Raw genomic sequence first — 23,206 nt, 5'->3', positions numbered from 1 at the left:
CTTGGGGCCAAGCATAGCGCCTGGTTAGAATCAATCTACAAATTGCCGCCAAGTATCTTTTACACAAGGCCTTTTATCAACAACTGCGCCAGCTGCACGGCGTTGAGCGCCGCGCCTTTGCGTACGTTATCTGACGTCAGCCACAGATTTAGTTCCGCCGGGTCATCCACACCGGCACGCACGCGCCCGACATAGACCACATCCTGGCCCACCGCATCGCCGACTGCCGTTGGATAATCGCCCTCCTCCACAAGCTCTATCCCTGGCGAGGTATCGAGGATGCGATTCACCGCAGCAAGATCGACCGGCGCCCCCAATTGCAGCGAGACAGTCAGGCTATCGCCAAAAAACACCGGGGCTTGAACGCAGGTTGCGGAAATCTTTAGCAAAGGTAAATCCAGCACGGCGCGCAGTTCGTGTACCAGGCGCTTTTCCAGGGCGGTATGACCTTGGGCATCTGGCGTGCCGACTTGCGCCAAGAGGTTAAAGGCCATCTGGCGATCGAAAAACGTTGGCTCCAATGGCCGCGCATTCAGCAATTCGGCGGTTTGCCGGGCCAGTTCACTGACGGCTTCGCGCCCCTGTGCCGACACCGCCAGATTAGCGGTGACGTTAACGCGCTGGATATCCAGCAAGCCACGCAACGGCGCCAGGGCCACCGCCAGGTATGTGGCGGATGGGCTCGGGCTGCTCAGCAGGAAAGGTTTGCCCAGTCCATCGAGCAGATGGGCATTGGCCTCGGGCACCACCTGCGGCGCCTGCTCGGCGGGCAACGCGCCCGACAGGTCGATCACCGAGCAACCCGCGGCCGTGGCGCGCGCAGCGAAGCTCATGGTCACGGCCGGGCCGGCGGCGAAAAACGCCAGGTGCGCTTTGCTGAAATCGAACTCGTCGACTTCTCTGACCCGCACGTTCTTGCCACGAAACGGCACCGAGGCGCCGGCGGAATTGCTGCCCGCCAGCAGATACAAAGTGCCCACCGGAAATGCCAGTTCTTCGAGAATCTGCACCAGGGTTTCACCGACGGTGCCGGTGGCGCCGATCACGGCGACTTCAAAGGTCTGGGTCATGGGGGTTGCCTCGGGCATTGCGGGGGGAGCGGCACTTTACCGGGTGGCTGGGGGCGAGGCAATTGGCGTGGGGGTGTGGTGGGGCGGATGGCGCTATCGGGGGCAAGCCCCCTCCCAGCTTTGAGTTGCGAACACATGCCACTGTGGGAGGGGGCTTGCCCCCGATAGCACCCGAACGCCCAACAAAAAACCCGCGTCTGTCACCAGAACGCGGGTTTCTCTTACCGCCTCAGGCGATCAACGCTCCAGCAGAATCCGCAGCATGCGACGCAGCGGTTCGGCCGCGCCCCACAGCAACTGGTCGCCGACGGTGAATGCGCCCAGGTACTGGGTGCCCATGTTCAGCTTGCGCAGACGACCCACCGGTACATTCAGGGTGCCGGTGACCTTGGTCGGGCTCAGCTCCTGCATGCTGATCTCGCGGTTGTTCGGCACCAGCTTGACCCAGGGGTTGTGCTGGCTGATCAGCGATTCGATATCGGCGATCGGCACGTCTTTGTTCAGTTTGATGGTCAGCGCCTGGCTGTGGCAGCGCATGGCGCCGATGCGCACGCAGATACCGTCGACTGGGATCGGGCTCTTGAAGCGACCGAGGATCTTGTTGGTCTCGGCCTGGGCCTTCCACTCTTCACGGCTCTGACCGTTGGGCAGCTCCTTGTCGATCCAGGGAATCAGGCTGCCGGCCAACGGCACGCCGAAGTTCTCGGTCGGGTAGGCTTCGCTGCGCATGGCTTCGGCCACACGGCGGTCGATGTCGAGGATCGCGCTGGCCGGATCGGCCAATTGATCGGCGACGGCGGCGTGGGTGGCGCCCATCTGTTTGATCAACTCGCGCATGTTCTGCGCGCCGGCGCCGGACGCCGCCTGATAGGTCATGGCGCTCATCCACTCGACCAGCCCTGCTTCGAACAGGCCGCCCAGGCCCATCAGCATCAGGCTGACGGTGCAGTTGCCGCCGACGTAGTTCTTGGTGCCGGCGTCCAGTTGCTGGTCGATGACCTTGCGGTTGACCGGGTCCAGGATGATCACGGCATCGTCCTGCATGCGCAGGCTCGACGCGGCGTCGATCCAGTAACCCTGCCAGCCGGCCTCGCGCAGCTTGGGGAAGACTTCGCTGGTGTAGTCGCCGCCCTGGCAGGTCAGAATCACGTCGAGGGTCTTCAGCTCGTCAATGCTGTAGGCGTCCTTGAGCGGAGCAATGTCCTTGCCCACGGACGGCCCCTGGCCACCCACGTTCGACGTGGTGAAAAACACCGGCTCAATAAGATCGAAATCCTGCTCTTCCAGCATCCGCTGCATGAGCACGGAACCGACCATACCGCGCCAACCGATCAGACCTACACGTTTCATCGCAACTACACCTTGTTAAAAAGTGGGCCGCCTTGCAGCAACAACTGCAAGCGGGCCCGAGAGATTACAGATTCCGCAGCGCGGCGACTACTGCGTCGCCCATTTCTTGCGTACCGACTTTGGTGCAACCCTGCGACCAGATGTCGCCAGTGCGCAAGCCCTGATCCAAGACCAGGCTCACGGCCTTCTCGATGGCATCCGCCGCGTCGCTCAGGTTGAAGGTGTAACGCAGCATCATCGACACCGAAAGGATAGTCGCCAGCGGGTTGGCAATGCCCTGCCCTGCGATGTCAGGCGCCGAGCCGTGGCAAGGCTCGTACATACCCTTGTTGTTGGTGTCCAAAGACGCCGACGGCAGCATGCCGATGGAGCCGGTGAGCATCGAGGCCTGGTCGGACAGGATATCGCCGAACAGGTTGTCGGTGACGATCACGTCGAACTGCTTGGGCGCACGCACCAGCTGCATCGCGGCGTTATCGACATACATGTGGCTCAGTTCAACGTCCGGGTAGTCCTTGGCGACTTCTTCGACAATCTCGCGCCACAGTTGGCTGGACGCCAGTACGTTGGCCTTGTCCACCGAGCAGACCTTTTTGCCGCGCACGCGGGCCATGTCGAAACCGACACGGGCGATCCGGCGGATTTCGCTTTCGCTGTAGGGCAAGGTGTCGTAGGCCTGACGCTCGCCGTTGTCCAGCACGCGCACGCCACGTGGGGCGCCGAAATAGATGCCGCCGGTCAGCTCACGCACGATCAGAATGTCGAGGCCCGACACAACCTCCGGCTTGAGGCTCGACGCATCAGCCAACTGCGGATAGAGGATCGCCGGACGCAGGTTGCCGAACAGGCCCAGTTGCGCGCGGATTTTCAGCAAGCCGCGCTCTGGACGGATGTCGCGTTCGATCTTGTCCCATTTCGGTCCGCCCACGGCGCCCAGCAGCACGGCATCGGCGGCGCGGGCACGTTCCAGGGTTTCATCGGCCAGCGGCACGCCATGCTTGTCGATGGCGGCGCCGCCGATCACGTCGTGGCTCAATTCGAAGCCCAGGCTGTACTTGGTGTTGGCCAGCTCCAGGACTTTGACCGCTTCGGCCATGATTTCCGGACCAATACCATCGCCAGGGAGAATCAGAATCTGCTTGCTCATGCTTGCCTCATTTCATCGGGCGACCCATCCACGGGACAGGTCGGAAAAATTAATCAGCGCTCGGCCCACACTACCAACACGTCGGTGCTGAAGGTGCCGTCGGCTTGAATCTCGTAGTAATCGCGCACTTCCTGGCCCATCGCTTGCTGCAGCTCAAGAATCGCGGTGCGCAAGGCTTGTGGCGTGCGCATGCGCTCGACCCAAGAGGTGTATTCCAGACGCAGGCGTTGGCGGCTGCTGTTGCGTACGTGCAAACCGGCTTCGCTGAGCTGACGCATCCATTCAGCGGCAGAATAATCGCGTACGTGGCTGGTGTCGCGCAGCACTTCGACGGTTTGCAGGTAAGTGTCCAGCAGCGGGCTGCCGGGTGACAGCACATCGACAAAGGCCGCCACGCCCCCTGGTTTAAGCACCCGGCGTACTTCGCGCAGGGCCAGGCCGAGGTCACTCCAGTGGTGGGCCGAATAGCGACTGAACACAAAATCGAACTCGCCATCGGCGAACGGCAAGCGCTCGGCGGCGCCGTTTACGGTGCTTATGTTGGTGAGACCGCGCTCCTGCGCGGCGGCGGCCACTACGTCGAGCATCTGCTGGGACAGGTCGTAGGCCACCACATCCTTGACCAGCGGCGCCACCTGGAAACTCACATGACCGGCTCCACACCCCAGGTCCAGCAGTCGCGCACCGCCCTGCCCGGCCAGCTCGGCCTGGAGCAGCGCGAATTCGGTGCCTTGGGCGTGCACGGCGCTGCTCAGGTAGGCCGAGGCCTGTTCGCCGAATTGTTTTTGCACGACTTGGGTGTGGGCGGTGGTAGTCATGGTGGCATCCTTCAAGGGCTGTGTTGCTGGTACCGGCCCTATCGGGGGCTAGCCCCCTCCCACATTTGAATGTATTCACAACTCAAAAGGCGGGAGGGGGCTTGCCCCCGATGAAGCCGGCCCTGCCTACATCAATTTACGCATCACGAAACAACCAAGGCTGGCTGGCCCGGTGCTTGGCTTCAAACGCCGCAATCGCATCGCCGTCCTGCAGGGTCAGGCCAATATCGTCCAACCCGTTGAGCAGGCAGTGCTTGCGGAAGGCATCCACTTCAAAGTGATACACCTTGCCGTCCGGACGGGTCACGGTCTGCGCGGCCAGGTCCACCGTCAACTGGTAGCCCACAGTGGCTTCCACTTGCTGGAACAGCTCGTCCACTTCGGCGTCGCTCAAGATGATCGGCAACAGGCCGTTCTTGAAGCTGTTGTTGAAGAAGATGTCGGCAAAGCTCGGCGCGATGATGCTGCGAAAGCCATATTCTTCCAGGGCCCACGGCGCGTGCTCACGGCTGGAACCGCAGCCGAAGTTTTCCCGGGCCAGCAATACACTGGCGCCCTGGTAACGCTCGGCGTTGAGGACGAAATCCTTGTTCAGCGGGCGCTTGGAGTTGTCCTGGTAGGCATAGCCCACGTCCAGATAGCGCCACTCGTCGAACAGGTTGGGGCCGAAGCCGGTGCGCTTGATCGACTTCAAGAACTGCTTGGGGATGATCTGGTCGGTGTCCACGTTGGCACGGTCCAACGGCGCGACAAGACCTGTGTGTTGGGTAAAAGCTCGCATCGGGTATTCCTCAGATCAATTCGCGAACGTCGATGAAACGACCGTTGACGGCAGCAGCGGCGGCCATGGCCGGGCTGACCAGATGGGTACGGCCACCGGCGCCCTGACGCCCTTCGAAGTTACGGTTGGAGGTCGACGCGCAATGCTCGCCCGACTCCAAACGGTCCGGGTTCATCGCCAGACACATGGAGCAGCCCGGCTCGCGCCATTCAAAACCGGCCTCAAGGAAGATCTTGTCCAAGCCCTCGGCCTCGGCTTGCGCTTTGACCAGGCCCGAGCCCGGCACCACGATGGCTTGCTTGATGGTCGAGGCGACTTTGCGGCCCTTGGCGATCACCGCCGCGGCGCGCAGGTCTTCGATCCGCGAGTTGGTGCAGGAGCCGATGAACACGCGATCCAACTGGATATCGGTGATCGCCTGGTTGGCGGTCAACCCCATGTACTTCAAGGCGCGCTCGATGGAGCCGCGCTTGACCAGGTCGGTTTCCTTGGCCGGGTCCGGCACGTTCTGATCCACCGCCAAGACCATTTCCGGCGAAGTGCCCCAACTGACCTGCGGCTTGATCTGGGTTGCATCCAGCTCGACCACGGTGTCGAACACCGCATCGGCGTCGGACACCAGGTCTTTCCAGGCTTCGACCGCCGCGGCCCAGTCGGCGCCTTGCGGGGCGAACGGCCGGCCTTTGACGTACTCGATGGTTTTTTCGTCCGCCGCCACCATGCCCACGCGGGCACCGGCTTCGATGGACATGTTGCAAATGGTCATGCGGCCTTCGATGGACAGATCACGAATGGCGCTGCCGGCGAACTCGATGGCATGGCCGTTCCCGCCGGCGGTGCCGATCTTGCCGATCACAGCCAACACGATGTCCTTGGCGGTCACGCCAAAAGGCAATTGGCCTTCGACGCGCACCAGCATGTTCTTCATTTTCTTGGCGACCAGGCACTGGGTGGCGAACACATGCTCCACCTCGGAAGTGCCGATGCCATGGGCCAGCGCGCCGAACGCACCGTGGGTAGAGGTGTGGGAGTCGCCGCACACCACGGTCATGCCCGGCAGCGTGGCGCCCTGCTCCGGGCCGATGACGTGCACGATGCCTTGACGCACGTCATTCATCTTGAATTCGGTGATGCCATATTCGTCGCAATAGTCGTCGAGGGTTTGCACCTGCAGGCGCGATACCTGGTCGGCGATGGCGTCGATGCCGCCCTTGCGCTCGGGAGTGGTCGGTACATTGTGATCCGGGGTGGCGATGATGGAATCGACGCGCCAAGGCTTGCGCCCGGCCAGCCGCAGGCCTTCGAACGCTTGGGGCGAGGTCACTTCATGGATGATGTGACGGTCGATATAGATCAGCGACGAACCGTCGTCGCGCCGTTTCACTTCATGGGAATCCCAAAGCTTGTCGTAAAGCGTTTTGCCGGCCATCAGTCGGTCCTCATCAGCGGTCTTTCTATGCCCCGGGTTTTGAGATGTATCAATAACCCTTTGGCTTGTGAGGCTGATGGTATGGCGCTACATTAAATAACTCAAATTCATATTTTTTATGCTTTGGATTACCAGCTGGAATACAACAATGGACCTGGCCAACCTCAATGCCTTTATTGCCATCGCCGAGACTGGCAGCTTTTCCGGGGCCGGCGAGCGCCTGCACCTGACCCAGCCCGCCATCAGCAAGCGCATTGCTGGCCTGGAGCAACAGCTCAACGTGCGACTGTTCGACCGCCTGGGCCGCGAGGTCGGCCTGACCGAAGCCGGGCGTGCCCTGCTGCCGCGCGCGTATCAGATTCTGAATGTGCTGGACGACACGCGCCGCGCCCTCACCAATCTCACCGGCGAAGTCAGCGGGCGCCTGACCCTTGCCACCAGCCACCATATCGGCCTGCATCGCCTGCCGCCGGTACTGCGCACATTTACCCGGCAGTACCCTAACGTGGCCTTGGATATTCAGTTTCTGGATTCGGAAGTGGCCTACGAAGAAATCCTCCATGGCCGTGCCGAAGTAGCGGTGATCACCCTGGCGCCCGACCCTCATCATCTAGTGCGCGCCACCCCCGTTTGGGACGACCCGCTGGATTTCGTGGTAGCGCCGGAACACAGCCTGGCCGGCGATAGCCCTGTGAGTCTGGCCGACATTGCCGGCCACCCAGCCGTATTCCCTGGCGGTAACACCTTTACCCACCATATTGTCAGCCGTTTGTTCGAGGCTCAGGGGCTCACGCCGAATATTGCGATGAGCACCAATTACCTGGAAACCATCAAAATGATGGTGTCCATCGGCCTGGCCTGGAGCGTGCTGCCGCGCACCATGCTGGACGATCAGGTGGCCAGTGTTGCTTTGCCAGGCATACAGCTCAGTCGCCAGCTAGGCTATATCGTGCACACCGAAAGGACGCTGTCGAACGCTGCGCGGGCCTTTATGAGCTTGCTGGATGCACAGGTCGATCTCCCGGGGATATCGGCATGACCTACTGCGTCCCGGTTTATTGAGCAGGACCGCGTTGTTTGCCCATTGAGTGAGCCAAGGCCCTTTGATAATGCGCACCCCCGTCGATTCCATGCCACCGCTGCCCCGCATCTACGCCCTCGACCCGCGTGAGGCGGAGCAAAGCTGGGAGAGCGCCCCGCAGTTGCTGGCGGCGCTCAATGCCGCGCGCCTGGGCGCATGGTGCTGGGAAATCGACAGCGGGCGCATCAGTTGGTCACGGGGCACCCAGGCGCTGTTCGGCTTCGACCCGCGCCAGCCACTGCCCAAGGACCTGGAATACCTGGAGCTGCTGGATCCCGCCGATCGCTCCCGGGTGGTGCGCGCCTTCCACGCCGTCTTGGCCGGCGAGCCGTTCGAGCAAGCCATGCACCACCGCATCCAGTGGCCCGACGGCAGCTTTCATTGGCTGGAGATCAACGGCAGTGTGGTGCCGGACAGCACCGGACGGGGCCGCATGATCGGGGTGATCCGCGAGATCACCGAGCAGCGCGAACGGGAGCACGCCCTCAGCCACTCCGAAAAGCGCTTCGCCACGCTGTTCCACCTGTGCCCGAACATGGTGCTGCTGACCCGCCAGGCCGACGGTTTGATCAGCGAGGCCAACCAGTATTTCGAAATGCTGTTCGGCTGGCCCCTGGCCGATGCGATTGGCCGCACCACCCTGGACCTGGGCCTGTGGCGCCATCCCGAACAGCGCGCGCAACTGGTCAAAGCCACCCAGCGCAAGGGCGAACCGATCACCATGGAAGTGCAGTTCTGCGCCAGTAACGGCCAGATCCACGACGGCACGCTCAGCGCCCAGAAGGTCGAACTGGACGGTGAGGCCTACCTGATCAGCACGTTCCTCGACACCACCGAACGCAAAATGGCCGAGGACGCCCTCAAGGACAGCCAGGAGCGTCTCGACCTGGCCCTTGATTCCGCGCAATTGGGCACCTGGGATTGGCACATCCCCAGCGGCATGCTCTACGGCTCGGCCCGCGCCGCCCAACTGCATGGCCTGCCGCCGGAGCCGTTCCACGAGTCCTTCGATGCGTTTTTCGAAGGCATGCCCGATGAAGAGCGCGAAAATATGCGCCATGCCTACCGCACCCTGCGCGAAGGCCCGGCCGGCAACTATCAGCTGACCTACCGCGTGCCGATGGAAGACGGCTCCTCACGCTACTTGGAAAGCCGCGCCCGCCTGTACCGCGACGCCCAGGGCGCGCCGTTGCGCATGGCGGGCACCTTGCTGGACATCACTGACCAGGTCGAACGGGAACAGCGCCTGAGCGCCTCCGAAGAGAAATTCGCCAGTCTGTTCCAGGCCAGCCCCGACCCAATCTGCGTCACCGGCCTGGATAGCGGCGCGTTCATCGAGATCAACCCGGCGTTTACCCAGACCTTCGGCTGGAGCGTCGCCGAGGTGATCGGCAGAAGCGCCGATGAAATCGGCCTATGGAACGATTCGAGCCAGCGCCTTGAGCGCATCGAGCGAGTAATCCGCGAGCAAGCGCTGAACAATGTGGCGGTGGTGGCCCATCACAAAGACGGCCGCAGCCTCACCTGTGTAATTTCCAGCCGCCTGATCAAAGTGGGGGAGCAACCATGCATTGTCACAACCTTGCGCGATATCACCCAGCAACAACGCTCGGAGGCGGCGTTGAAGGCCAGCGAAGAAAAGTTCGCCAAGGCGTTCCATTCCAGCCCGGACGCTATCTCGATCACCGAACGCGACACCGGCCGGTATGTAGAAGTCAACGATGGTTTCTGCCGCTTGACCGGCTACCGTGCTGAAGAGGCCATCGGTCTGACCCTCTACCAGATCGGCATCTGGGCCGACGACAAACAACGCTCGGCGCTGCTGGCCGAGCTGCAGATCAAGGGTCGCATCCATCATCTGGAGATGCTCTGGCACAACAAACGCGGCGAATTACTGGCAGTGGAAGTCTCGGTGGAGCCTATTACGCTGAATGAAACCCCGTGCCTGCTGCTGACGGCGCGGGATGTGAGCCTGCTGAAAAACGCCCAGGCGCAGATCCGCCACCTGGCCTATCACGACCCACTGACCAACCTGCCCAACCGCGCGTTGCTGATGGATCGTCTGAGCCAGCAGATTGCATTGCTCAAGCGCCATAACCTGCGCGGGGCGCTGTTGTTTCTGGACCTGGACCATTTCAAGCACATCAACGATTCCCTCGGCCACCCGGTGGGCGACACCGTGTTGAAAATCGTCACCGCGCGGCTTGAAGCCAGCGTGCGCATGGAAGACACCGTGGCGCGCCTGGGCGGCGATGAGTTCGTGGTGTTGCTTAGCGGTCTGGAAGGCTCACGCAACGAAGTCAGCCATCAGGTTCAGAACCTGGCCAATACCCTGCGTGAGTTGCTCTCGGAGCCAATGTTTTTAGACGGTCACCGCCTGCAAGTCACTCCCAGCATCGGCGTGGCGCTGATCCCCGACCACGGTTCGACCCCGGCCGACCTGCTCAAGCGCGCCGACATCGCGCTGTACCGCGCCAAGGACTCGGGGCGCAATACCACGCAAATGTTCCACAACAGCATGCAGAAGACCGCCAGCGAACGGCTGCGCATGGAAACCGACCTGCGCCTGGCCCTGTCGCGCGGCGAGTTCAGCGTGCATTACCAGCCGCAAGTGGACGCGCGCGGCAACCGTATCGTCGGCGCCGAAGCCTTGGTGCGCTGGCAGCACCCGCAATTGGGCGCGCAGTCGCCGGCGGAATTTATCAAGGTATTGGAAGACAGTGGCTTGATCCTTGAAGTCGGCACCTGGATTCTCGACGAGGCCTGCGCGGCGTTCGGGCAATTGCTTCAGGAGGGCAAGATCGACCCGTTGGACTTCAGCCTGTGTGTGAACATCAGCCCGCGGCAGTTCCGCCAGAGCGATTTTGTCGAGCGGGTGGAGCGCAGTCTGCAGCAGCACTCCTTGCCCTGCAGCCTGCTGAAACTGGAAATCACCGAAGGCATCGTGATCCAGAACCTCGACGACACCATCAGCAAGATGCGCCGCCTGAAAAAACTCGGCGTAAGCTTTGCGATGGATGACTTCGGCACCGGCTATTCATCCCTCACTTACCTCAAGCGCTTGCCGGTGGACGCGCTGAAAATCGACCAATCGTTTGTCCGCGATGCCACCCACGATCCCAACGATGCCGAAATCATCCGCGCCATTGTGGCCATGGCGCGCAGCTTGAACCTGGAGGTGATTGCCGAGGGCGTGGAAACCCCTGAACAACTGGCGTTCCTGCAAAAGCTGGGCTGCCATTTATACCAGGGGTATTTACACAGTCGTCCGCTGCCGATTGAAGGCTTCAGGCGGCTGCTGGTATAGCCGACACCCGCCCTTCAGCGCTGGTAAGCGACCCCTAGATCAAGGCTACTGCAACGCCCCGCCTCGGTGTCGAACCCTGTCGCCCCCACAACTCTTCACGTCCGTTGATAACCGCCACCGAATGCCCGGCTCGATTACACATGCCTATTTGTCCACGGGCGAGCTCACGCACGGAGACTCTTTTCATGTGCTTTTTCAACCCAAGCCGTTCAAACCCCTCACCCGCGATGGATTCATCCTCACCGTTGTTCAAGCTGTGGATCGCAGCACGGTAACTCCTGCCCGCCGTGCCGTCGTTATTGTCCAGTTGAGCACGCTTGGCGCTCACCGCAAACAGAAACTGCGCATCCTTGAGCATTCCTTTGTCTGGGCCAATAAACTTCGCGCCTTGTGCGCCCTCTCTCAACTCTTGGTCGCTCAAGGTCAGTTCATAGCCGTCCCGCATGACCACGTGATAACCCGTACTGGTTTTTTTCACCTCTTTATAAATATCCGTTGGGCTTTGACCGAAGCGATGCATCGCCGCCTTGATCGCCGAGACAGTGACACAATTGCCATCGGGGCCCTGACGAAAACCACTCCAAATATTCTCCGGCTTGGCACCACTACGCTTGCTTGAAAGACCTGGGATATCAGTGGCTGGTCCGGGAGCGGGCGGTGTCGGATCAGGTACGACCTTGGGCAGTACGTCAGGGGGACGTGGAACGTCAGGTACGGTTGTTTCTTTTTTATTGGATATCAAGCCAATTAATTGGTTAAAAAATGAAGTAAATAATGCCACCAATGAATTGACCGCATCCGCATTTTGGACAGCACTATTTTTTACATTCGCGACGGCGCTGGGCGACGCATCAAACTTTATGTTATTTCTGGAAGAACCGTGCGAGACGTCTTCATTCACTGCATTGAAAGTATCAACACCCAGGACCTGGCGCACATCTATCACACGCGCAACATTATTAATTAAAGGACATGGCATAACTGACTCCTTGAACAATGACCTCACCGAACCGAGCCGACACCGGAGAAGTCATTGTTTTACGTGAACGAACCTAGCCTGTTGTTTTCAACGCCTGAATGCAGGCCGCCTATTAAAACGCCAGTCCCTGTTATCGAATGTATTTTCGGCTGGGCCAGGGCTGGTCAAATCAGGTTCCGTTTTGTCAGGTTTAACTTCGACGAGGGTGTCCGGATTGACGGGTGGCGTCACGTTGGGTTTCGTATCCGGTTTCACATCCAACTTCACGGCCGGATTCGTGTCCGGTTTCACATCCAACTTCACGGCAGGGTTCGTATCCGGTTTCACATCCAACTTCACGGCCGGAATCGTGTCCGGTTTCACATCCAACTTCACCGGCGGATTCGTGTCCGGTTTCACATCCAACTTCACGGCCGGATTCGTGTCCGGTTTCACATCCAACTTCACGGCCGGATTCGTGTCCGGTTTCACATCCAACTTCACCGGCGGATTCGTGTCCGGTTTCACATCCAACTTCACGGCCGGATTCGTGTCCGGTTTCACATCCAACTTCACCGCCGGCTTCGTGTCCGGTTTCACTTCCAACTTCACGTCTGGCTTCGTGTCCGGTTTCACCTCAGGCTTGACTCTCGGCACGGGTTTTGGCGTTACGCCAGGCGTTACATCGGGATTGGGCCCAACGCGCACGTCTGGGATAACCCTTGGCCTGATCCCACTATCAGGCAATACGCCGTGGTCGGGGCAGTGACAATGGCTGACGTTGACATTCACCTGTACGTTCGCCTTTGCATCGTTGGTCACTGCGACCTCAGGCCGGGGCACTTGCGGCATCACCGGTTTTGGGGTGTTGCGGGCGTCCGCTAAAACCATCGACTTCTCTGCGTCAGCCTTACCGGAGAGGTCCGTTGTCTGAGGGGTTACCCGACGCTTATCCAAGCCTGGTGTCACGGATGGGTCGGCAGCATCCGGCTTCACCGATTGCTTTTCCATATCTGGTTTTACCGATTGCTTTTCCATATCCGGCTTTACCGATTGCTTTTCCATATCCGGCTTAACCATTCGCTTATCTGCACCTGGCGTCGCCGGTTGGTCAGCGGCATCCGGCTTCACAGGCGCTTTGGTGACGTCCGGCGTAAGACCCGGCGAATGCTTCAAACCAGACATAAGATCAGGCGCATTATTTCGCCCAACAAACACTTCCCGCATAGACCTAAAGAACTGTTCGATCATGTCAAACATCTTGGAGAGTGCACCCGCGCTGAACATCAACTCGTTATTTTTAACGCTAGAATTTTCAAAGCGCGCCGTCGAAACATCGGAACGGGAAGTGCTACTAGGCGGGGTGGATTTAGCATCAGCGCTCGTCGGCTTGGACGACGGTTGATCGAGAATCGATGTATCAGGTTTTACAAAAGTAGGATTATTGATCGTTAGAGACATTCATAAATTCCTCAATTAACGCAACCTGACTCCGCTATAGGAACAGGAAAGCAATTAGTCTTATTGACCAGTAAGCAACAAAGCTGCTTCACAGTCCCTACTTTCGTGGAAAATAACGCTGTCGGGTTCCTCGAATCGCATTTCATATAAGGAAACCAAACCGAATTTTCAGATAATACCCCATGGCTTTTATCGGAAGTCCGCGAATCAAGCCGCCAAGCGAAAGCATTAACGGAAATACAAATTAATAAATCGACGCGCGCGCAACTCAGCGAAATAATTCCGGATACCGCCCAGTAATTGATTCTGCTAACAGCCTCGCAAGAAACAAATCAAGACAAACTGACACATGTGTATGAACTTAAATAAAAAGACACCCGGCGATACATCAGCTTGGTTAAATATAAAAAATACATCTCACTTGACGCCGCATCACTAATGCTGCCCATAAACAAAAAATGCCCCGCATCTTTCGATACGGAGCATTTCCTTAAAACATGCAGCCATTCACGCCATGCCGCCGACCCACTCCCCCGTCAGGGTTGATAAACCGGAGGGTGGGGCGCGCCGAGCAAACGACTGACTTGCTCCAGCGATGTCTCACGCCGCAAGGCGGCAAACAACGCCACCGCTTCAGGGTAGTTACGCGTCAACATCGCCAGCCACTGTTTCAGGCGACCCGGCGCCTGGCGCTCGGTCAATTGCGCCACGCATTGCACCCAGAAATCCTGCAGCAGCGGTTGCAGTTGGGCCCAGGACATTTCCACCACGTCTTCACCTGCACGAGCAGCCGCGATTTGCCGCGCGAGATCAGGACGCGCCACCAAGCCACGGCCGAGCATGATGTCTTCGGCGCCGCTGACTTCGCGACAACGCCGCCAGTCTTCAACACTCCAGATATCGCCGTTGGCAAACACCGGAACCTTGACCACCTCCTGCACACGAGGAATCCACTCCCAATGCGCGGGCGGCTTGTAGCCATCGGTTTTGGTACGAGCATGCACCACGATGTGGGCGGCGCCGCCCTCGGCCAAGGCCGTGGCGCACACCAATGCACCGTCGGGGCTGTCGAAGCCCAGGCGCATCTTGGCAGTCACCGGGATATGCGTCGGCACCGCGCGGCGCACATGCTCGACAATCTGGTTAAGCAGCTCTGGTTCCTTGAGCAGCACGGCACCGCCGCGCGATTTATTGACGGTCTTGGCTGGACAGCCGAAGTTCAAGTCGATCACTTCAGAGCCCAGCTCACAGGCCAGCGCGGCGTTTTCCGCCAGGCAAACCGGATCGGAGCCGAGCAATTGCACACGCAATGGCACACCCGCAGCGGTGTGGGCACCGTGCAGCAGTTCAGGCGCGAGCTTATGGAAATAGGCTGGGGTGAGCAGGCGGTCGTTGACGCGGATGAATTCGGTCACGCACCAGTCAATCCCACCGACGCGGGTCAGCACGTCACGCAGGATGTTATCGACCAGCCCCTCCATGGGCGCCAAAGCAATTTGCATGGAAAACACTCAAGAAAAATCGTGGCGCAGTTTACTGGGTTTCCCGCTGCAACCGTTAACCCCCTGTCAGGGCAGGGCCATAGCCATCGAGAAACTCCGCCGGCATGCGCTTGGGCTTGCCGCTGGACAGCTCAATGCAGACGAATGTGGTGTGCGCCCGCAGCAAGGTGGCGCCATCCCGGGGGCGGACCAGTTGGAAACGGCGGGTCATCTTCAGACGCTGATCCCAATCGACGATCCAAGTGGCCAACTGCAACTCATCGCCTTCGTACCCGGCCGCCAGGTAGTCGATTTCATGACGCACCACCGCCATGGCACGATCCAATCGACGGTACTCGGCAAGGTCCAACCCCAAGCGCTGCGAATGGCGCCAGGCGCAGCGTTCGAGCCAGGCGACATACACTGCGTTGTTGGCGTGCCCCAGACCGTCAATGTCTTCAGGGGCGACCTGCAGGTCGATGATAAACGGCGTTGCCAAATCCCAGCCCATGCGCTGCTCCCGGTCGATTAATGTCAGGGGGCAGCAGTGTATCAGGCGCTTTGTCGCTCCTGTAACCGAGCGCCGGCCAACAACGTCAGCACACCGTCGATCACCCGTGGATCGGCCAGTACTTTCTGATGCCCACCCTGCTCCAGTTGCAGCAAGCGGCTGTCGAACCAGGCCTCGTGAATGGCCTTGGCGGCCTTGACGGGCACAAACGTATCGTCCTCGGCGTGCACGATCAGCCCGGGAATAGCCATATCGTAGTGAGCGACATCCAGATGTTTGAGCGGCATGCCAAATGTCAGCTCGACCTCTTGGATAAATGCCAGCCGCGCCCGCGTCGGCAGGCCCACCATACGGGTAAAGCCGCGCAGCACATCCAGAAAGCGCGACGGCGCAGCAATGCTTACCAACGCGTTGGTGCGCAATCCCAATTGCACGGCGAGCATGGCACTCGCCCCGGCCATGGAATGGCCGATAACCGCGTGCAGCGGCGGCAACTCGGCGGCCGCCTCCAACATGGCTCGGGCAAACAGCAGCACATGGGCTTCACGCCCCGGCGAATGGCCATGGGCCGGGCCGTCCAGCGCGATCACGGAGTAGCCGTTGTCGATCAGTGCATTGATGAGGCTGGCGAATTGGGTTGGCCGGCCTTCCCAGCCGTGCATCAGCAGCACGGCGGGCCCTTCGCCCCAGCGCAGCGCCGACAAACCGAAACGCAACGTGACACGCTGCGCCTGCGCCAGCAGCGGCAACTCCCAATCACGGGGCGGCAACTCGCGCGGGGTCATGAACACACGCCGCATTCTGTTGGCCACCGTTCGCGGCGCCACGTACCCCAATGTACCGTTGACACCTCGCACCCAGGTTAACGCACCCATAACCCGCTCCTTTTTAACGCACCGCCGACTTGGCCGCGCGCATCACCCGATCCGACAATTCACCCGGCCCGAGCGCACGCGCCAGGGTCAGTCCACCCACCATCAACGCCATGTCCGCCAGGGCTTTGTCGATGTCTTCCGGGCACGTCGCCAACTGTGCCGCCATCAATTCAACATGCTCGCTGAGCACCTGGCGGAACGCCTCTGGCAAGCGCCCCATCTCCCCGACTGTGGCGGGTAGCGGGCACGCCTGAGAGGTTGAGTCGCGGTGTTTGCGCGACAGATAAAACGCCGCCGCCAGGGCGCGGCGCTCTTCGCCGGTGATCTGCTCGTCTAGGTCATTGATGGACGCGCGGCGCTGAGCCAGCAACTGACTGAATGCCTCCAGCATCAGCGCGTCCTTGCTTTCAAAGTGTGCGTAGAAGCCACCCACGGTCAGCCCCGCCGCGCCCATGACTTCACCGACGCTAGGCTCAGCCGGGCCACGCTGGATCAACGCAGCGCTGGCAGCCTGCAGAATGCGTTCGCGGGTTTGCGCTTTTTTGTCGCTCATCGTTGCCTCCGTGGTTCATGGGTTGAATATTATTATCATAATAATATTCCGCAAGCGACGCGCATGACCACTGGTCAGAACGACACGAAGAAAGAGAAGGGGGAATGGGCCAAACGCCAGACAAACAAAAGGGCCATTCAATAATTGAATGACCCTTAAAAATCCCGCAGAGCGGGTAATCGTGGCGTCCCCTAGGGGACTCGAACCCCTGTTACCGCCGTGAAAGGGCGGTGTCCTAGGCCACTAGACGAAGGGGACACAAACCTTCTATACAACTGATCAGGCTGAGACTGATCGATCCAAGGACGGTGTGGCCGGAACCTTGAACCTGTAAATTGGTGGAGCTAAACGGGATCGAACCGTTGACCTCTTGCATGCCATGCAAGCGCTCTCCCAGCTGAGCTATAGCCCCGGATTTTTCGCCTCGCGGCGCAGCAGACCTTGCGAGCTGCTTGTTGAAACTGGCGTCCCCTAGGGGACTCGAACCCCTGTTACCGCCGTGAAAGGGCGGTGTCCTAGGCCACTAGACGAAGGGGACAAAACCTTCTGTACAACGGATCAGAGCTGAGTTCTGATCGATTCAAGGACGGTGTGGCCAGACCTTGAACCTGCAAATTGGTGGAGCTAAACGGGATCGAACCGTTGACCTCTTGCATGCCATGCAAGCGCTCTCCCAGCTGAGCTATAGCCCCTCATCGGTGAGGACGGGGCGAATCTTAATGGCGGTTTGGAAACGTGTCAAATTTATTTTCAACAATTTCCAAAATTTTTTGCCGGGATAACAATCACTTACCGACGAAACCCCGGAAAACCGGGGTTTCGTCGTTACAACCGCGTGCTTAAGCGATAGTGCCCAGCAGCTTTTCCCACTCTTTGTTTTCTTTCTTGGATACACCACCCAGCAAATCAAGCGCTTGGCGCAGACGGAAACGCGTCAGGTCAGGGCCGAGAATTTCCATCGCATCAAGCACCGACACCGAACTGGCCTGCCCGGTGATCGCCGCGAACATCAGCGGCATGGCGTCGCGCAGTTTCAACTCCAGGGACTCGACCACCGCCTGAATCGTCGCGGTGATGGCGTCCTTCTCCCACTGACGCAGGCTTTCCAGTTTCCACAGGATCAACTGCATCAACTGGCGAACCTGATCACCCGAGAGCTTCTTGGATTCAAACAGCTTCGGATCCGGGTTCACGCCCCCCGCAAAGAAGAAACTGGCCAATGGCGCGACCTGGCTGAAGGTCTCCACCCTGCCCTGCACCAGCGGCGCGATCTTCATCATGTATTCAGGGTTCAACGCCCACTGCTGCACACGGCTGGCGAATTCTTCCACAGGCAAGTCGCGCAGCCATTGACCGTTGAGCCACGACAGCTTCTCGATATCGAAGATCGGCCCACCCAGCGACACACGGGACAAGTCGAAGTTGTCGACCATCTCCTGCAGCGAGAACTTCTCGCGCTCGTCCGGCATCGACCAACCCATGCGGCCCAGGTAATTGAGCATCGCTTCGGGCATAAAGCCCATGCGCTCGTAGAAGGTCACCGAAGTCGGGTTCTTGCGTTTGGACAGCTTGCTCTTGTCCGGGTTACGCAACAGCGGCATGTAGCACAGTTGCGGCTGCTCCCAGCCGAAGTACTCGTAGAGCAGGATCAGCTTCGGCGCCGACGGCAGCCATTCTTCGCCGCGCAGCACATGGGTGATGCCCATCAGGTGGTCGTCGACCACGTTGGCCAGGAAGTACGTGGGCAGGCCGTCGGTCTTCATCAGCACCTGCATGTCCATGCGGTCCCACGGGATCTCGACGTCACCGCGCAGCATGTCCGGCACCACACACACGCCTTCGCTCGGCACCTTCATGCGGATCACATGGGGTTCGCCGGCAGCCAGGCGGCGTGCCACTTCTTCTTTGGATAGCAACAGCGCGCGACCGTCGTAGCGCGGGGTTTCGCCCCGGGCCTGTTGTTCGGCGCGCATCTGGTCGAGTTCTTCGGCGGTGCAGAAGCATGGGAACGCATGCCCCATGTCGACCAGTTGCTGGGTGTACTGCTTGTAGATGTCGCTGCGCTCGCTCTGGCGATACGGGCCGTGTGGGCCGCCCACGTCCGGGCCTTCGGCCCAGGTAATGCCCAACCAGCGCAGCGCATCGAAAATCTGCTGCTCCGACTCGCGGGTGGAGCGCAGTTGATCGGTGTCTTCGATCCGCAGAATGAATTCACCGCCGTGCTGCTTGGCGAAGCAGTAGTTGAACAAGGCGATGTAAGCGGTACCGACGTGGGGATCCCCAGTGGGCGATGGCGCGATGCGCGTGCGGACGGTGGTCATGGCAGGTCTCGAATGGGCGATATAACTGAAAATTGAAACAAGGGGCGAATGGTAACAGCCCAGGGGGTTTTCTGGAAAACCGCGGCGCGGCTATCGGGGGCAAGCCCCCTCCCACACTTGGATCTGTAAACACATTTCAACTGTGGGAGGGGGCTTGCCCCCGATAAGGCCAGTCAATTCAGCGCAGATCAAACCGCCAGCAATCGCTCACGCAACTTGCCAATCTCGTCACGCGTCTGCGCCGCCGCTTCAAACTCCAGGTCGCGCGCCAACTGGTACATCTTCTCTTCCAACTGCCGAATCCGCTTGGTGATTTCACTCGGCGAGCGCAGTTCGTTTTCGTACTTGGCACTCTCCTCCGCGGCCTTGGCCATGCCCTTGCGCTTCTTGCTGCGCGAGCCGGGCACGGTGGCGCCTTCCATGATGTCGGCAACGTCCTTGAACACACCTTTGGGCGTGATGCCATGTTCCAGGTTGAAGGCAATTTGCTTGTCGCGACGACGCTCGGTCTCGCCGATCGCCCGCTCCATGGAACCGGTGATGCGGTCCGCGTACAAAATCGCACGACCATTGAGGTTACGCGCCGCGCGGCCGATGGTCTGGATCAGCGAACGCTCGGAGCGCAGGAAGCCTTCTTTATCTGCATCCAGGATCGCCACCAACGACACTTCCGGCATGTCCAGGCCTTCGCGCAGCAGGTTGATGCCCACCAGCACATCAAAGGTGCCCAGGCGCAGATCGCGGATGATCTCCACGCGCTCCACGGTGTCGATGTCCGAGTGCAGGTAGCGCACGCGCACGCCGTGGTCGGCCAGGTAGTCGGTCAAGTCTTCAGACATGCGCTTGGTCAGGGTGGTAACCAGCACCCGCTCTTCCAGGGCCACGCGCTTGTTGATTTCCGACAGCAGGTCGTCGACCTGGGTCAGCGCCGGGCGGATTTCGATTTCCGGGTCCACCAGGCCGGTGGGACGCACCAACTGCTCGATCACCCGCCCGGCATGCTCGGCTTCGTAGTTGCCAGGCGTTGCCGAGACAAAAATCGTCTGCGGGCTGATGGCCTCCCACTCGTCAAAGCGCATCGGCCGGTTATCCAGCGCCGACGGCAGGCGGAAACCGTATTCCACCAGGGTTTCCTTGCGCGAACGGTCGCCCTTATACATCGCGCCCACCTGCGGCACGCTGACGTGGGATTCATCGATCACCAGCAGCGCATCCGGCGGCAGGTAGTCGTAGAGGGTCGGCGGCGGCGCGCCGGACTCGCGGCCCGAGAGGTAGCGCGAGTAGTTTTCGATGCCGTTGCAGTAACCCAGCTCCAGGATCATCTCCAGATCGAAGCGGGTGCGCTGTTCTAGGCGCTGGGCTTCCACCAGCTTATTGTTGGCGCGCAGGTATTCCAGGCGTTCGGCCAACTCGACTTTGATGCCCTCAATCGCGCCCATCAGGGTTTCGCGGGGCGTCACGTAGTGGCTTTTCGGATAGAAGGTGAAGCGCGGCAGTTTGCGGATTACCTCGCCGGTCAACGGATCGAACGCCGAGAGGCTCTCGACTTCATCGTCGAACAGCTCGATGCGGATCGCTTCCAGGTCCGATTCGGCCGGGTAAATATCAATCACATCGCCGCGCACGCGGAAGGTGGCCCGGGCGAAGTCCATGTCGTTGCGGGTGTATTGCAGGCTCGCCAAACGACGCAGCAACTCGCGCTGGTCGAGTTTGTCGCCGCGATCGACGTGCAGCACCATCTTCAGATAGGTTTCCGGGCTGCCCAAGCCGTAGATGCACGACACCGTGGTAACGATGATTGCGTCCTTGCGCTCCAGCAGCGCCTTGGTGGCGGACAGGCGCATCTGCTCGATATGGTCGTTGATCGAGGCGTCCTTCTCGATAAAGGTATCGGAGGACGGCACGTAGGCTTCGGGCTGGTAGTAGTCGTAGTAGGAAACGAAGTACTCCACCGCGTTGTTCGGAAAAAACGCCTTGAACTCGCCATACAACTGCGCGGCCAGGGTTTTATTCGGCGCCAGCACCAGGGTCGGGCGGTTCACCTGGGCGATGACGTTGGCGATGCTGAAAGTCTTGCCTGAACCGGTCACCCCGAGCAGCGTCTGGTGGGCCAGGCCGGCTTCAATGCCTTCGACCATCTGGCGAATGGCCTCGGGCTGATCGCCGGCGGGTTCGAAGCGGGTGACTAGTTGGAAATCCGACATAACGTACCTCTTGAAGTCACCCCAGACTGTAAAGCGGTCGGGGAAGAAATAGACCACCACCCGCGAAAATACAGAGCGGACCGTAGGAAATAATCATGATAGCCATACAAGTGGAGGCGAATGTGACGGCTTTCAAGGCAATCGTCTGACCCTGGGTTTTCGATCAAGGTTGCAATATGACTAACGGTCGGTAAATAAACCGAAAAACTTGGCCGAAAAGCCGTTTCGGTGGTCGCCCTCGGCGATGATGGCCTCTATACTAGCTCCCCGTTTGTGCACCGCTCTAGTGCATTCGGCTGGAGCGCGACACGTCCCTCCTACCCCCCATAGAGCTGCCGCAAAAATGAGCCTGTTCTCCGCTGTCGAAATGGCACCACGCGATCCAATCCTGGGCCTCAACGAAGCATTCAACGCCGACACCCGAACCACCAAGGTCAACCTTGGCGTAGGCGTTTACTGCAACGAGGAGGGGAAGATTCCACTCTTGCGTGCCGTTGCCGAAGCGGAAGCCATTCGCGTGGCGCAACATGCCGCTCGCGGGTACTTGCCGATCGATGGTATCGCCGCCTACGACAAGGCCGTGCAGACCCTGCTGTTCGGTCAAGCATCGCCATTGCTCAGCGCTGAGCGGGTGGTCACCGTGCAAGCCGTTGGCGGCACCGGCGCGCTGAAGATCGGCGCAGACTTCCTCAAGCAGCTGCTGCCTGACGCCGTGGTGGCCATCAGCGACCCGAGCTGGGAAAACCACCGCGCGCTGTTCGAAACCGCCGGTTTCCCGGTGCAGAACTATCGCTACTACGATGCCGCCACCCACGACGTAAACCGTGCCGGCCTGTTCGAAGACCTCAACGCCCTGCCGCCGCAGTCCATCGTGGTGCTGCACGCCTGCTGTCACAACCCGACCGGCGTCGACCTGAGCCCGGCCGACTGGCAAAAAGTCCTGGACGTGGTCAAGGCCAAAAACCTGGTGCCGTTCCTCGACATGGCCTATCAAGGCTTTGGCGATGGCATCGACGAAGACGCCGCCGCCGTGCGCCTGTTCGCCGAGTCGGGCCTGACCTTCTTTGTGTCCAGCTCGTTCTCCAAATCGTTCTCGCTGTATGGCGAGCGCGTAGGCGCGCTGTCGATCGTCAGCGAATCCAAGGAAGAAAGCGCGCGCATCCTGTCCCAGGTCAAGCGTGTGATCCGCACCAACTACTCCAACCCACCGACCCACGGCGCGGCCATCGTCGCGGCGGTACTCAACAACCCGGAGCTGCGTGCTCAGTGGGAAGCCGAACTGGCCGAAATGCGCCTGCGCATCCGTGGCATGCGTGAGCAGATGGTCGCAGAACTGGCCAAGGCTGCACCGGGCCACGACTTCAGCTTTGTCGGCCGCCAGCGCGGGATGTTCTCCTACTCCGGCCTGACCGTTGAGCAAGTCACCCGCCTGCGCACCGAGTTCGGTATTTATGCGTTGGATACCGGGCGGATCTGCGTGGCAGCGTTGAACCAGGCCAACATCGATGCGGTCACAAAGGCAATCGTTCAGGTCCTGTAAACCTGCTGGTTGCATAAGGAGGGGAAGCCGATGGCTTCCCCTTTTTCGTATCCAGCCCCTAGACTGAACCCCACCGCCCCTTTGCTGTGAGAGCCCTATGCGAAACGATGACTTGGACCTGCGCGCCGACCCCGACGACATGGACCCCTTCCCCCCGCGTACCATCCACCACCCCAAGCGTGAAAAAAGCCTGGTGCTGCAAGTAGCGCTCGGTGTGTTCCTCGGTGGTTTGGCACTGTGGCTGGTGCAACTGGGGGCAACGGCGATCATGGCGAAATTGGCCATAGGCACCTTCCAGTTCGGCGGCTGATGAAGACCA

General features: G+C 60.1%; 18 protein-coding genes and 4 tRNA genes. 4 read left to right on the top strand and 18 right to left on the bottom strand.

Annotated elements, in window-relative coordinates:
- Positions 1-59 precede the first annotated feature (59 nt).
- The 6 genes from FIV35_RS17230 to leuC form a co-directional block, all read right to left on the bottom strand.
- Positions 60-1,070, bottom strand: a complete 1,011-nt coding sequence (locus FIV35_RS17230) for an aspartate-semialdehyde dehydrogenase (RefSeq protein ID WP_034136865.1) — start codon at positions 1,068-1,070, stop codon at positions 60-62.
- Between the two features lie 237 nt (positions 1,071-1,307).
- Positions 1,308-2,420: an aspartate-semialdehyde dehydrogenase gene (gene asd, locus FIV35_RS17225; protein WP_034099168.1), complete on the bottom strand. Its 1,113-nt coding sequence runs from the start codon at positions 2,418-2,420 to the stop codon at positions 1,308-1,310.
- Between the two features lie 64 nt (positions 2,421-2,484).
- Positions 2,485-3,567 (bottom strand): 3-isopropylmalate dehydrogenase, encoded by a 1,083-nt coding sequence (gene leuB / locus FIV35_RS17220; protein WP_034136864.1) that lies wholly within the window; start codon positions 3,565-3,567, stop codon positions 2,485-2,487.
- A gap of 53 nt (positions 3,568-3,620) precedes the next feature.
- A complete protein-coding gene (locus tag FIV35_RS17215) occupies positions 3,621-4,385 on the bottom strand; it encodes a class I SAM-dependent methyltransferase (protein WP_034136863.1) in 765 nt (254 codons plus the stop codon).
- Positions 4,386-4,521: 136 nt separating this feature from the next.
- A complete protein-coding gene (gene leuD / locus FIV35_RS17210; protein WP_034099174.1) occupies positions 4,522-5,166 on the bottom strand; it encodes a 3-isopropylmalate dehydratase small subunit in 645 nt (214 codons plus the stop codon).
- Positions 5,167-5,176: 10 nt separating this feature from the next.
- Entirely contained in the window at positions 5,177-6,595 is a 1,419-nt protein-coding gene (leuC, locus tag FIV35_RS17205) for a 3-isopropylmalate dehydratase large subunit (protein WP_034099176.1), read from the bottom strand.
- Positions 6,596-6,743: 148 nt separating this feature from the next.
- Between leuC and FIV35_RS17200 the strand changes: the two genes are divergently transcribed.
- Positions 6,744-7,634: a LysR family transcriptional regulator gene (locus tag FIV35_RS17200; RefSeq protein ID WP_034114436.1), complete on the top strand. Its 891-nt coding sequence runs from the start codon at positions 6,744-6,746 to the stop codon at positions 7,632-7,634.
- A gap of 70 nt (positions 7,635-7,704) precedes the next feature.
- A complete protein-coding gene (locus FIV35_RS17195) occupies positions 7,705-10,983 on the top strand; it encodes a sensor domain-containing protein (protein ID WP_034136862.1) in 3,279 nt (1,092 codons plus the stop codon).
- A gap of 34 nt (positions 10,984-11,017) precedes the next feature.
- On the opposite strand, the gene FIV35_RS17190 is transcribed toward FIV35_RS17195, so the two are convergent.
- The 12 genes from FIV35_RS17190 to uvrB form a co-directional block, all read right to left on the bottom strand.
- The gene (locus FIV35_RS17190) at positions 11,018-11,962 is read right to left on the bottom strand and encodes a hypothetical protein (protein WP_167418240.1); all 945 of its coding nucleotides are present in this window, start codon (positions 11,960-11,962) and stop codon (positions 11,018-11,020) included.
- A gap of 87 nt (positions 11,963-12,049) precedes the next feature.
- Entirely contained in the window at positions 12,050-13,402 is a 1,353-nt protein-coding gene (locus tag FIV35_RS17185; RefSeq protein ID WP_146375022.1) for a hypothetical protein, read from the bottom strand.
- A gap of 536 nt (positions 13,403-13,938) precedes the next feature.
- Positions 13,939-14,904 carry a tRNA dihydrouridine synthase gene (locus tag FIV35_RS17180; protein ID WP_034136861.1) on the bottom strand — a complete coding sequence of 322 codons (966 nt, stop codon included), beginning with the start codon at positions 14,902-14,904 and terminating at the stop codon, positions 13,939-13,941.
- A gap of 55 nt (positions 14,905-14,959) precedes the next feature.
- Positions 14,960-15,394: an acyl-CoA thioesterase gene (locus tag FIV35_RS17175; protein ID WP_034099188.1), complete on the bottom strand. Its 435-nt coding sequence runs from the start codon at positions 15,392-15,394 to the stop codon at positions 14,960-14,962.
- Between the two features lie 41 nt (positions 15,395-15,435).
- The gene (locus FIV35_RS17170; RefSeq protein ID WP_034136860.1) at positions 15,436-16,269 is read right to left on the bottom strand and encodes an alpha/beta hydrolase; all 834 of its coding nucleotides are present in this window, start codon (positions 16,267-16,269) and stop codon (positions 15,436-15,438) included.
- 13 nt (positions 16,270-16,282) lie between these two features.
- On the bottom strand, positions 16,283-16,822 hold the full coding sequence (locus FIV35_RS17165) for a TetR/AcrR family transcriptional regulator (protein ID WP_034099190.1): 540 nt from the start codon (positions 16,820-16,822) through the stop codon (positions 16,283-16,285).
- Between the two features lie 182 nt (positions 16,823-17,004).
- A tRNA-Glu gene (locus FIV35_RS17160) sits at positions 17,005-17,080 on the bottom strand.
- 78 nt (positions 17,081-17,158) lie between these two features.
- Positions 17,159-17,234: transfer RNA gene (locus tag FIV35_RS17155), tRNA-Ala, on the bottom strand.
- A gap of 50 nt (positions 17,235-17,284) precedes the next feature.
- Positions 17,285-17,360: transfer RNA gene (locus FIV35_RS17150), tRNA-Glu, on the bottom strand.
- A 78-nt stretch (positions 17,361-17,438) separates the two neighbouring features.
- Positions 17,439-17,514: transfer RNA gene (locus FIV35_RS17145), tRNA-Ala, on the bottom strand.
- A 147-nt stretch (positions 17,515-17,661) separates the two neighbouring features.
- A complete protein-coding gene (gene gltX / locus FIV35_RS17140) occupies positions 17,662-19,143 on the bottom strand; it encodes a glutamate--tRNA ligase (protein ID WP_034114447.1) in 1,482 nt (493 codons plus the stop codon).
- Between the two features lie 188 nt (positions 19,144-19,331).
- Positions 19,332-21,347 carry an excinuclease ABC subunit UvrB gene (uvrB, locus tag FIV35_RS17135; RefSeq protein WP_034099192.1) on the bottom strand — a complete coding sequence of 672 codons (2,016 nt, stop codon included), beginning with the start codon at positions 21,345-21,347 and terminating at the stop codon, positions 19,332-19,334.
- Between the two features lie 343 nt (positions 21,348-21,690).
- Between uvrB and FIV35_RS17130 the strand changes: the two genes are divergently transcribed.
- Together FIV35_RS17130 and FIV35_RS17125 are read left to right on the top strand one after the other, a co-directional pair.
- On the top strand, positions 21,691-22,887 hold the full coding sequence (locus FIV35_RS17130; RefSeq protein ID WP_034114449.1) for an amino acid aminotransferase: 1,197 nt from the start codon (positions 21,691-21,693) through the stop codon (positions 22,885-22,887).
- Between the two features lie 97 nt (positions 22,888-22,984).
- Positions 22,985-23,197: a hypothetical protein gene (locus FIV35_RS17125; RefSeq protein ID WP_034136858.1), complete on the top strand. Its 213-nt coding sequence runs from the start codon at positions 22,985-22,987 to the stop codon at positions 23,195-23,197.
- The last annotated feature ends 9 nt before the right edge of the window (positions 23,198-23,206 follow it).

The sequence above is a fragment of the Pseudomonas rhodesiae genome, from assembly GCF_007858255.1.
Taxonomy (GTDB): Bacteria; Pseudomonadota; Gammaproteobacteria; order Pseudomonadales; family Pseudomonadaceae; genus Aquipseudomonas; species Aquipseudomonas rhodesiae.
Note: the sequence above shows the minus strand (reverse complement) of the source record. Positions and strands in the feature narration are given on the sequence as shown.